The organism is Acinetobacter sp. IK40 (assembly GCF_035615075.1).
In the GTDB taxonomy this organism is placed as follows: domain Bacteria; phylum Pseudomonadota; class Gammaproteobacteria; order Pseudomonadales; family Moraxellaceae; genus Acinetobacter; species Acinetobacter courvalinii.
This window is the reverse complement of the sequence record NZ_JANBOE010000003.1, coordinates 60,562-71,965: the sequence shown is the minus strand read 5'-3', so window position 1 is coordinate 71,965 and position 11,404 is coordinate 60,562. Positions and strand designations below refer to the sequence as shown.

Below are 11,404 nucleotides of genomic sequence, written 5' to 3'. Positions count from 1 at the left end.
AAGAGATGCCATCATTTTGCTCTAAAGAGAGGGAGAGATATACACGCTTTCTCTTTGGAGTGGCATAGACTGGCTCTGGTAAAGCTCGGCGTGGCGGGCTTTACCTTAATTGAACTGATGATTACGGTGGCGATTGTTGCAATTATCGCAGCGATTGCTATACCGAGTTATGAGGTCTATATCCGTCGTGCGGAACTGTCTACGGCACAACAGGAGATGCTTAAGGTTGCAGAACTGCTGGAAAAACACCGGGCACGTAACTTTAGTTACGATGGTTTTGTGCTGAAAGGCACCTCGACCAATCAGGGACCCTATTATTCGGTAGCGAGTGCAAGCAATAACAGCCTGTTGTTACCTTTGGATGCAAGCAGCGGCAAGCAGAAATTTACCATGACCTTAACGCTGAATGCGCAAACATGGGCTTTAACAACGGTGAGTGAAAACCCCCGAAATTATTCCTTGCTTTTGACCAGTGCGGGAATTAAATGTAAGACCAAAACACCTGCAAATATAACCGCTCAAGCTTGTGGACTCGGGCAGGAAGACTGGTAAGCCGGCAGATTTTATCAATTAAATTCAAAGCTGTGGATAAGCCGAAAAATAATCTTTATTTCAGCGTCGATTTAACGTAGAATATCGCCCTCTATGAAAGGGGTTTGAAGTGTTGCCGATGGTCGGCGCAGGGATAATCCGTAAAAATTATAAGGTTGTTCTCATGGTTGTTATTCGCTTAGCGCGCGGTGGTGCAAAAAAACGTCCATTCTATCAAATCGTTGTAACTGATAGCCGTAACGCACGTGACGGTCGTTTCATCGAACGTATTGGTTTCTTTAACCCAACTGCACAAGGTAAAGCTGAAAAAGTTCGTTTAGACGCTGACCGTTTTGCTCACTGGGTTGCTCAAGGTGCTCAGCCTTCAGAGCGCGTTGCTTCTTTAGCTGCTCAAGCTAAAAAAGCTGCAACTGCTGCGTAATTGTAGTAGGTAGCCCATGACATCGACACAGAATGTGCCAGAAGATCGTATTCAGATTGGACAGTTACGTTCAGCTTATGGATTGAATGGGTGGCTCTGGGTTTATTCAAATACTGAACCTATGAGTAATATGTTTGACTACCTTCCTTGGTACATTGAGACCAAGGCAGGTTGGCAAACCATAGATGTGAAACGTTGGAAACCACATGGCAAAGGCTTGGTTGTTGCATTAAAAGGCGTAAATGATCGCACGGGTGCAGAAAATCTGGTTGGCGCAAATATCTGGATTGCCAAATCTCAGCTTCCAAAAGCAGATGTAGACGAGTACTACTGGTCTGATCTTAAAGGTCTAACGGTGTTAGGTCTTGATGATGAAGAACAGGAAGTCAATCTCGGTCAAATCTACGAACTGTTTGAAACCGGTGCCAATGATGTCATGGTGGTCAAAGCGACTGCTGATAGTGTTGATGCTGAAGAGCGAATGATTCCGTGGCATAAAGATGTGGTACAACGCGTTGATCTTGAAGCTGGTCGTATTTACGTCAATTGGGGCGTAGACTACTAATCCTTTTGGGGAAAGTAGCGCAGCAGGAAAATAGAGGAGTCTGCGGTGTTTTTTGCAGTCATCACATTGTTTCCTGAAATGTTTGAAGCGATTACAGCGTACGGGATTAGCGGACGTGCAGCAAAGCGTGACATCGTGCAAGTGACTTGCATTAACCCACGAGATTTTGCTGAGGGCAATTACAAACGGGTGGACGAACGTCCTTTCGGTGGTGGCCCTGGTATGGTGATGATGGCTGAGCCTTTGGCAAAAGCAATTAATCATGCCAAACAACTTGCTTCACAAGCAGGCTGTGTTCATGCCCCAGTGGTGTATATGTCACCGCAAGGCAAAACCTTGAATGAGCAGGCAGTACAACAATTCGTTGATTATGATGGTTTGATTGTATTGTGTGGACGTTATGAGGGTGTCGATGAGCGTTTAATCCAGCATTATGTTGATCAGGAATGGTCAATCGGGGATTACGTTTTATCGGGTGGTGAACTTCCTGCCATGGTGTTGCTGGATAGTATTATTCGCCGTTTGCCGAATGTCATGACTGACGAGCAATCTGCGATCCAAGATTCTTTTGTGGATGGTCTGCTGGATTGTCCACAATATACCAAGCCTGACCATTTTGAAGGGCTGGATGTGCCTGAGGTACTTAAATCAGGACATCATGCCAATATTGAGAAATGGCGTTTTTTGCAGCGTTATCAACGAACTTTAGATCGTCGACCAGAACTGGTTGAAAAAGTAGCGTTGAGCAAGCAGCAAATGAAATGGCTAAAAAATTCGAAAGGTTAAACTGCTATCAGTTAATCTTCGCACCCAACGAGAAGCTTTGCTTCGAGTTCTACTTAAACATTGTTTAAGTTAAAAATAGGCTCTTTAAGACGTTTGTCTTAAGGGGAAAGTTAAACGGGAAATATGCGCTTTAGCCTCTATTCCCAGCGGCGTCAGAGACCTCTTCTCTCCCGCACATATTGGAGATTCCACATGAGTGGTAAACATCCTTTAGTTCAAGCTGTTGAAAATGCACAGTTAAAATCAGACATCCCTGCTTTTGCACCGGGCGATACAGTTATCGTTCAAGTTAAAGTAAAAGAGGGTGACCGTGAGCGTCTTCAAGCATTTGAAGGTGTTGTAATCGCGAAGAAAAACCGTGGTTTAAACTCTGCTTTCACAGTTCGTAAAATCTCTAGCGGTGTTGGTGTTGAGCGTGTTTTCCAAACTCACTCTCCAATCGTTGCTAAGATCGAAGTGAAACGTCGTGGTGACGTTCGTCGTGCTAAACTTTACTACCTACGCGAGTTGTCTGGTAAAGCTGCACGTATTCGTGAAAAGTTACCAGCTCGTAAACAAGGTTAATTTTAACTTTGTTATAAAGCAAAAAAATGCGCCTTTGGCGCATTTTTTTATGCCTGTTTGTGCTTAAAAGCCAATCCTTTTCTAAATCCTCGACCTAGTTTTGCTAAAATAGGTCTTTATGCTTTGACTTTTCTTTTTATGAAAAAAAGTGCTTACCGTCATTTAAGCGGTGTATTCCTATTAAACAAACCCTTAGGTTTAAGTTCTAACTCGGCACTACAAAAGGTGCGTCGTCTGTTTAATGCGCAAAAGGCTGGCCATACAGGGGCGCTTGATCCATTGGCGACCGGGTTATTGCCGATCTGTTTGGGGGAAGCGACCAAATTTTCACATTATTTACTCGATTCAACCAAACGTTATCAAACCACGGTCAAGTTAGGACAAACCACAGCGACCGGTGATGTTGAAGGTGAAATTCTCCAGCAGAGAGAAGTACCAGCTTTAACGGCGGAAGGTCTTGAACAGGTGCTGGCACAGTTCAGAGGCGATATTCAGCAAGTTCCACCAATGTATTCAGCATTGAAGCGTGAAGGCCGTCCATTGTATGAACTGGCGCGCAAAGGGATCGAGATTGAACGTGAAGCACGTCCAGTAACCATTTATGATTTAACCCTAGTGGATTTCTCTGAAGATAGCCTGACGCTGGATGTGACCTGTTCGAAAGGTACCTATATTCGCGTATTGGGTGAAGATATTGGTGAAGCTTTGGGTTGCGGTGGACACCTCACCAAGTTACATCGTACCCAAACCGGACATTTTGAGATTAATCCAGGTTATACCATTGAGTATCTTGAAAGTCTGACCCAAGAACAGCGCGATGCGTTATTGTTACCTGTGTATGCACCTGTTGAGCATTTCCCGCGCGTGCAATTGCCAGAAGGCCGTGAAAAATATTTCGGCAATGGTCAGGAAAGCAATATTGATCATGAAGCTGCGCCTGAAGTGCTGGTGTTTGATGGCGAACGTTGCCTCGGTCTGGCTGAAATCACTGATAAAAAACGTCTGGTCCCTAAACGTTTGTTAAATCTATAAGGATATTGTCCATGGATTGGGAACTGATTCTGACACTGGTGTTCTTTGCTTTTTGTGCCGGAACCATTGATGCCGCTGTCGGTGGAGGTGGGCTGATTCAGATTCCCGCATTGATGGGTGCTTTACCACAGACCGCACCTGCCACCTTATTTGGCACCAATAAGCTGGCATCCATTTGTGGGACAGGCTCGGCTGCATTTTCATTTGTACGACGGGTAAAATTACAGTGGTCGCTGTTAGGCGTGATTGCGCTGTTTGCCTTTATCAGTTCCTTTATTGGTGCCGCCTGTGTGTCATTGATTCCGACACATATTTTAAGACCGATTGTCTTGGTCATGCTGATTGTGATTGCGATTTATACCTTCGCCAAAAAGCAGTTTGGGCAAGTCCATGTCGATCAGCAGATCACGCCAAAGTTACTGGTACTGGCTGCAATCGGTAGTTTAGCCATTGGTTTCTATGATGGCATCTTCGGTCCAGGTACAGGCAGTTTCTTTATTTTCTTTTTTATTCGGTTTTTGCAGGTCGATTTTTTACATGCCTCGGCATTGGCAAAGATTGGCAATCTAATGACTAATCTGGCGGCATTAAGCTTTTTCGTTCCCACAGGTCATGTACTGTTTGCCTTAGGCTTGATGATGGCAGTTGCCAATATTGCAGGCTCATTATTGGGTGTCCGCTTGGCTTTAAAATATGGCAGTGGCTTTATCCGTATTTTATTCCTGATTCTGGTGAGTATCTTGATTTGCCGTTTGGGCTATCAAATTTTGAGTGGAAGCTGATTCATCATCGAGACTATCCGCCCTAGGATTATCCTCCTTGCTCAGCAATCATTAACCTGAGGTTAATAACTGGCGCGGTAGGTTGATTGATCAAAATTTCATAAAGCGCTTTTATAGATTCAGAATAAAACTGTGATCTATAGGTAAGCATACATGGAAGGTTCAGTTCAGAATAAACAGGGGCTATGGAACAAGCGACGTCAGGCCAAACAACTCAAGCTGGATATGGTCAAGTCGTACACCGATGGTGTCGTCATTCCCACCTCAGATATTATCAAAGTCCTGGAAACACTGATCACACCCGGTGATAAAGTGGTACTCGAAGGTAATAACCAGAAACAGGCCGATTTTTTATCACGTTCTTTAGCGCAAACCAATCCGGATGTATTGCATGATCTGCATATGATCATGCCGAGTGTAGGCCGTTCAGAACATCTTGATCTGTTTGAAAAAGGCATTGCGCGTAAGCTGGATTTTTCTTTTGCGGGCCCGCAGAGTTTACGCATTAGCCAGCTCATTGAAGATGGCTTATTGGAAGTCGGTGCGATTCATACCTATATCGAACTATATTCGCGTTTGGTGGTCGACCTTATTCCCAACGTGGTGCTTTCGGCGGGCTTTATGGCAGACCGTCAAGGCAATATTTACACAGGCCCAAGTACTGAAGACTCTCCTGCGCTGATTGAACCTGCAGCATTTAGCGACGGTATTGTTATTGTTCAGGTCAATGAACTGGTCGACGATGTTTCAGAGCTGCCACGTGTCGATATTCCTGCCTCCTGGGTGGATTATGTGGTGGTGGCAGACCAGCCTTTTTATATCGAACCGCTATTTACCCGGGATCCAAAACATATCAAGCCTGTGCATGTGCTCATGGCGATGATGGCGATTCGCGGTATTTATGAAAAGCATAATGTGCAATCGTTAAATCATGGCATTGGTTTTAATACCGCAGCAATTGAACTGATTTTACCCACCTATGGTGAGTCTTTAGGATTAAAAGGAAAAATCTGTCGGAACTGGACACTGAATCCACATCCGACCCTGATTCCAGCCATCGAAACAGGCTGGGTTGAAAGCGTACATTGCTTCGGTACCGAGCTGGGTATGGAAAATTATGTTGCTGCTCGCCCTGACGTTTTCTTTACTGGCCGTGACGGTGCGTTACGTTCCAACCGCATGATGTGTCAGCTTGCAGGTCAGTACGCGGTTGATTTATTTATCGGGGCGACATTGCAGGTTGATGGCATGGGCCACTCTTCGACTGTGACCAAGGGGCGTTTGGCAGGATTCGGTGGTGCACCAAACATGGGGCATGATCCACGTGGTCGGCGTCATGATACCCCAGCGTGGCTGGATATGCGTTTGCAGGGCGCCAATGAAACAGAAACCTATTTGGCACGTGGTAAAAAGTTAGTTGTTCAAATGGTGGAAACCTTCCAAGAGGGCGGTAAGCCGACTTTTGTAGATCGTCTGGATGCGATTGATGTGGCTAAAACGGCTGGTTTGCCGTTAGCGCCGATCATGATTTATGGCGATGATGTCACTCATCTACTGACCGAAGAAGGCATTGCTTATCTGTATAAAGCCAGTAGCCAGGAAGAGCGTCAAGCTATGATTGCTGCGGTGGCAGGTGTGACCAGTATTGGTTTAAGCCAAGACCCGAAAACCACGGCGCGTTTAAGACGTGAAGGTCTAGTGGTATTTCCTGAGGATTTAGGCATTCGCCGTACCGATGCCACACGTGAGCTGTTAGCGGCAAAAAATATTGCCGACTTGGTGACGTGGTCAGATGGCTTATATCAACCCCCTGCAAGATTCAGGAGTTGGTAATGATGGCACAAATTCAATATCAACCCCTCAGCGATAGTCAGCTTCTGGCAGAGATGGCAGTAGAGGCTCTGATTGATGAAGTCAATCTGACACCAAAACCGGCACTGGTTGATCGCCGTGGCAGTGGGGCGCATGCTGACCTGACCTTGGCATTAATGGAGCGTTCGGCAAAAAGTTTACAGCCCATGTTCGAGGCAATGGCTCAAGCAGCCATGCATCATGCTGACCTATGTCTGGCCTTACGTGAAGAGATTGGTGAAATTGGTCGGCAAGGTGAAAAGGCCATGATGTTGGCGACAGAGGGTGTCAATACACATCGCGGGGCCATCTGGGCCTTGGGTTTAATGGTCACTGCGGCAGCCTTGGCACGCGCGAAGCAGCAATATTTATCTGCGGTTGAATTATGTCAGCTGGCAGGGCAGATTGCCCGGCTTGAAGATCGCTTTATTCCCGAGCAGGGTTTAAGTCATGGGCAGCAGGTACAGCAAAAACTAGGCATTTCAGGTGCAAAGCTACAGGCACAACAAGGCTTTCCGAGCATTGTGAATTTGGGTCTAAAGCAACTGAAGCAAAGTCGCCAGAAACCGATGAAAGAAGACTTTGCCCGTTTGGATGCCTTACTGGCCATGATGACGGATCTGAGCGATACCTGCGTGCTTTATCGTTCAGGCGCCAAGGGTTTAAAACGGATGCAACAAGGGGCACAGCAGGTACTGGATCTGGGCGGCAGTTCAAGTCTGGAAGGTCGACGTGCATTACATTTTTTAGAGATTGACTTGCTGCGCATGAGAGCCTCCGCTGGCGGTGCTGCAGATTTATTGGCCGCGACATTATTTATCGATCGTGTTGAGCAATCCTCTTTCAGGAATAAAGCGGGAGTTTGAGTATGGAAACACTTCATTTTGAGTTTATAGCCACAGAACCCCCTGTAAAACAAGCCTTGGTTGGTTGTGTTGGGTCGGGTGACCTGGAAATTTTGATGCAACCTGGAGAGCCCGGAAAAACCGCTATTCAGGTGGTCACTTCGGTGGATGGCAGTGCGACCCGCTGGAAGAATTTATTTGAACGAATTTTTACGGCGCAGATTCCCCCTGCCGTCAATATTGAGATCCATGATTTTGGTGCTACCCCAGGAGTGGTTCGCTTACGTCTGGAACAGGCATTCGAGGAGATTGAACATGACTGACATTCAGGATTTGCTCAATAAACAGGATTTTATTGAGCTGAGTGCAAGAGCACGTGCCAAAGCTTTGCTGGATGATGGCTCTTTTCGAGAATTGCTTGATCCATTTGCACGGGTGATGTCTCCTTGGCTTATTCAGCAGAATATTGTGCCGCAAGCGGATGACGGGGTGGTGATTGCCAAGGGGACTCTTCAACAACGCCCTGTGGTTTTAATTTCGATTGAAGGCTTATTCCAAGGCGGGAGCCTGGGTGAAGTCGGTGGCGCCAAAATTGCGGGTGCCTTGGAGCTGGCGGTAGAAGACAACCTCAACGGCATTCCCACTGCTGCAGTATTACTGTTAGAAACGGGTGGTGTTCGCTTGCAAGAAGCCAATCTGGGTTTGGCTGCAATAGCCGAGATTCAGGCTGCTATCGTGAATTTACGTCAGTATCAGCCCGTGATTGCAGTGGTCGCGGGGAGCGTTGGCTGCTTTGGCGGGATGTCGATTGCTGCCGGATTATGCAGTTATATCGTGATGACACAAGAGGGGCGTTTGGGACTCAATGGCCCGCAAGTGATTGAGCAAGAAGCGGGCATACAGGAATATAACGCCAAAGATCGTCCGTTTATCTGGAGTATTACCGGTGGCAGCCAGCGCTTTGCCAGTGGTCTGGCCGATGCATATGTGGATGATGACCGCAATAAAATCCGGCAACAAGTGATTGATTATTTGCAGCAAGGTTTGCCTCTTCAACATCGAAGTTCAAATTACCCGTTTTATTTAGCTCAGCTACAACAAGTCGATACTGCGGAGCAGATCACGCCAGCACAGGTTCAGGCTTTGTATCAGGGAGAATCGGCATGAATAGCGCAGTTGAGACATTAACAGCCTCTACTCGAGGCGCACACTGGTTTAAGGCAGTCACGCAGGGCTTTCAGGTGGCTCAAGGTTTCCCGGCTTCAGTCTGGGTGGCGGACGGACAGCTTGATCAACAGGCGGTACGTGTTATTGCAGTGGTTCAGGACAGCAATAATCCGTTCCCACGAGCACGGCAGGGTGAAGTTGGGCTGGTAGAAGGCTGGAGCTTGGCAAAGGCAGTTGATGAAGTGATTCAAGCTGATGCAAATACTGAAACGAAACGCGGCATTTTATGTGTGGTAGATGTGCCGAGTCAGGCTTATGGGCGCCGTGAAGAATTGCTGGGTATCCATCAAGCATTAGCAGGTGCAGTAGATAGCTATGCCAGAGCCAGAATGGCAGGACATCCTATTGTGAGTTTACTGGTAGGCAAATCAATGTCAGGGGCTTTTTTGGCGCACGGTTATCAAGCCAATCGTATGATTGCCTTAAAAGACTCAGGTGTTATGGTGCATGCCATGGGGAAAGAATCCGCCGCTCGTGTCACCTTAAGATCAGTGGATGAGCTTGAACAATTGGCATCAAGCATTCCGCCAATGGCTTATGACATTGAAAGTTATGCAACACTGGGTTTGTTATCTGAACTTTTATCTGTTGAGAACCCTGAACAACCGACAAACGATGATCTTTTGTTAGCGAAGCAGGTAATTGCGCGAGCATTTCAAGCCATTAATGCCGAGCAATCGAGAGGACTGGAACATCGACTTCACGGCCAAAATCGTCAAATGTCTAAGCGGGTGCGTGAATTATTGCGTGAGCAATGGTCATGACTGCTCAGCTTGAAGCCCATGATTTATTGTGGGGCATGTCAGCCGATACTTTGGCTGAAGATGCACCGCTGTGGGTGAAGGCGGTATTACAGCGTGGCGATCCGGTGGTGGTTCGCCGGGCCATAACCGCTGCAGATCAGGTTGCGGTGGGGATCAGAGGTCAGTTTCGTCATCAACGATACGCCGCTGTGATGTCTCGATCAACGATCACCAGACAACTCAAGCCAGAAGCATTAACTCAGGTAGCAATACATCAGTTTAAGCATCTGGCAGAACGCTTACAGAGCATTTCCAGCATTATGAAAAACTTTTCAGGATGTTGGGGATATACAGGAAGTTTTGGCTTTGAGCTGGCAACGGGGATTGCAACCGTCACTGCGCAAAGTGACATCGATTTGCTGCTTCGCACGGAACAGCCTTTTGCCAAACAGCTGGCGATTGAGCTACTCGAAAATTTTCAACAAGTGGGGTTGAATGTGGATATTCAGTTACAGCTCCCCCAAGGCGGATTGGCTTTAAAAGAATGGGCACGGAATAGCGGGAAAGTACTATTAAAACGGCCCGATGGCGCTGTTTTAGTCGGAAATCCATGGCATTAGGGAATAGGTATCATGGCTTCAATTTGGGTTTATCCAGGGCAAGGTGTGCAAAGAAGCAATATGCTGCATGATCTGCCGCAAAGCACGCTGGTGAAAGAACACCTTGAGCGTGCCTCGGATGCACTCAAAGAAAATGTGTTGCTGCTGGACAGTGCAGCGGCATTGCAATCGACACGAGCGGTACAGTTGTGCCTCCTCATTTCTGGCGTAATCAGTTCAGCGCTACTCAGTGCTGAAAACTTAAAACCGGACTATGTTGCGGGGCTATCGATTGGTGCTTGGTCGGCTGCAGTGGTTGCAGGCGTTTTAGCGTACGAAGATGCCGTCCGTCTGGTCGCTTATCGCGGTGAACTCATGCAAAACGCTTATCCGGCAGGCTATGGCATGACAGCGTTGCTTGGTACAGATCGTTCAGCAGTTGAGGCATGGATAAAACAGGTTGCGACAACAACGCCACAGGTATATGTCGCGAACATCAATGCGCATAACCAGATCGTGATTTCAGGACGTTTTGAAGCCATGAATCAAGTTGCTGGATTGGCGAAACAGCAGGGTGTCGTGGCAAAGAAACTGGATGTAGCGGTGCCATCGCACTGTGAATTATTAAGTCAGCAAGCACTGCAACTTGCGACATCGATGGAGGGAGTCACTCTAAAGCAGCCTAAAATTGGTTATTTAAGTGGTACCACGGCACGTATCTTGCGCAAGCCAGAACAGATTGCGGATGATCTGGCTTTTAATATGAGCCGTACTGTGGATTGGGAAAGTACACTTCAGGCTGCATGGGAACGAGGTGTCAGGTTACAGGTCGAAGCTTTACCCGGCACGGTACTTACCACACTTGCACGTCGGATATTTAAAGATGGAACCGTATTGTCATTTCAGGGAACGCGCATAGATAGCATTCGGATGGCCATGCAAAAACAACAGGAAAATCAGATTTCTATGGGAATATGATTTAAAAAAACCAAGTAATCCAAGGATATGAGGGATTTACAATGATTATATATGGAACAGCAATTTTGGCGATTTGTCACCTACTCGGTGATTATCTGGGTAATACCCTCGGCATGTTGATCGGTGTCAAAGCCAATGTCGGTGGCGTTGCAATCTCAATGATTTTGTTGATTCTCTCTAAAGAGTTATTGGCAAAAAAAGGTTATTTACCCCAAGTGACACAGTTCGGGATCTTGTACTGGTCAGGTATGTATATTCCGATTGTGGTGGCAATGTCAGCTGGGCAGAACGTCGTGGCTGCACTTTCAGGCGGGATGCTGGGATTGATTGTCTCGGTCGCATCACTGATCGGCACAGTGCTGGTGATCCGTTATCTGAATAAACTTAGTGGCGATTATGAGACCTATGAATGGACGATTGAGGCAAAGGAAAAAATTGCCTGAAAAATCATAATTAACT

General features: G+C 46.8%; 15 protein-coding genes. All 15 read left to right on the top strand.

Annotated elements, in window-relative coordinates:
- Positions 1–117: 117 nt before the first annotated feature.
- The 15 genes from MSG93_RS06715 to madL all read left to right on the top strand — a co-directional run bounded on the left by MSG93_RS06715 (position 118) and on the right by madL (position 11,388).
- Entirely contained in the window at positions 118–552 is a 435-nt protein-coding gene (locus MSG93_RS06715; protein WP_324621328.1) for a type IV pilin protein, read from the top strand.
- A 163-nt stretch (positions 553–715) separates the two neighbouring features.
- A complete protein-coding gene (gene rpsP / locus MSG93_RS06710; RefSeq protein ID WP_004776006.1) occupies positions 716–973 on the top strand; it encodes a 30S ribosomal protein S16 in 258 nt (85 codons plus the stop codon).
- A 16-nt stretch (positions 974–989) separates the two neighbouring features.
- Entirely contained in the window at positions 990–1,538 is a 549-nt protein-coding gene (gene rimM, locus MSG93_RS06705) for a ribosome maturation factor RimM (RefSeq protein WP_004776004.1), read from the top strand.
- A gap of 45 nt (positions 1,539–1,583) precedes the next feature.
- A complete protein-coding gene (gene trmD, locus MSG93_RS06700; RefSeq protein ID WP_005282761.1) occupies positions 1,584–2,324 on the top strand; it encodes a tRNA (guanosine(37)-N1)-methyltransferase TrmD in 741 nt (246 codons plus the stop codon).
- A 192-nt stretch (positions 2,325–2,516) separates the two neighbouring features.
- Positions 2,517–2,888: a 50S ribosomal protein L19 gene (gene rplS, locus MSG93_RS06695; protein WP_004657502.1), complete on the top strand. Its 372-nt coding sequence runs from the start codon at positions 2,517–2,519 to the stop codon at positions 2,886–2,888.
- A gap of 138 nt (positions 2,889–3,026) precedes the next feature.
- A complete protein-coding gene (truB, locus tag MSG93_RS06690) occupies positions 3,027–3,920 on the top strand; it encodes a tRNA pseudouridine(55) synthase TruB (protein ID WP_324621088.1) in 894 nt (297 codons plus the stop codon).
- A gap of 11 nt (positions 3,921–3,931) precedes the next feature.
- Positions 3,932–4,702 carry a sulfite exporter TauE/SafE family protein gene (locus MSG93_RS06685; protein ID WP_324621087.1) on the top strand — a complete coding sequence of 257 codons (771 nt, stop codon included), beginning with the start codon at positions 3,932–3,934 and terminating at the stop codon, positions 4,700–4,702.
- A 153-nt stretch (positions 4,703–4,855) separates the two neighbouring features.
- Entirely contained in the window at positions 4,856–6,535 is a 1,680-nt protein-coding gene (gene mdcA / locus MSG93_RS06680; protein WP_324621086.1) for a malonate decarboxylase subunit alpha, read from the top strand.
- Entirely contained in the window at positions 6,535–7,419 is an 885-nt protein-coding gene (locus MSG93_RS06675; RefSeq protein WP_324621085.1) for a triphosphoribosyl-dephospho-CoA synthase, read from the top strand. Before mdcA ends, MSG93_RS06675 begins: the two co-directional genes overlap by 1 nt.
- A 2-nt stretch (positions 7,420–7,421) precedes the next feature.
- On the top strand, positions 7,422–7,721 hold the full coding sequence (locus MSG93_RS06670) for a malonate decarboxylase subunit delta (RefSeq protein WP_005282772.1): 300 nt from the start codon (positions 7,422–7,424) through the stop codon (positions 7,719–7,721).
- A complete protein-coding gene (locus tag MSG93_RS06665; RefSeq protein WP_324621084.1) occupies positions 7,714–8,565 on the top strand; it encodes a biotin-independent malonate decarboxylase subunit beta in 852 nt (283 codons plus the stop codon). Before MSG93_RS06670 ends, MSG93_RS06665 begins: the two co-directional genes overlap by 8 nt.
- Entirely contained in the window at positions 8,562–9,389 is an 828-nt protein-coding gene (mdcE, locus tag MSG93_RS06660) for a biotin-independent malonate decarboxylase subunit gamma (RefSeq protein WP_324621083.1), read from the top strand. The genes MSG93_RS06665 and mdcE overlap by 4 nt, the downstream gene beginning before the upstream one ends.
- On the top strand, positions 9,380–9,988 hold the full coding sequence (locus tag MSG93_RS06655) for a malonate decarboxylase holo-ACP synthase (protein WP_032883135.1): 609 nt from the start codon (positions 9,380–9,382) through the stop codon (positions 9,986–9,988). Before mdcE ends, MSG93_RS06655 begins: the two co-directional genes overlap by 10 nt.
- Positions 9,989–10,000: 12 nt before the next feature.
- Entirely contained in the window at positions 10,001–10,945 is a 945-nt protein-coding gene (mdcH, locus tag MSG93_RS06650) for a malonate decarboxylase subunit epsilon (RefSeq protein ID WP_324621082.1), read from the top strand.
- 41 nt (positions 10,946–10,986) lie between these two features.
- The gene (gene madL, locus MSG93_RS06645; protein ID WP_005227554.1) at positions 10,987–11,388 is read left to right on the top strand and encodes a malonate transporter subunit MadL; all 402 of its coding nucleotides are present in this window, start codon (positions 10,987–10,989) and stop codon (positions 11,386–11,388) included.
- Positions 11,389–11,404 lie beyond the last annotated feature (16 nt).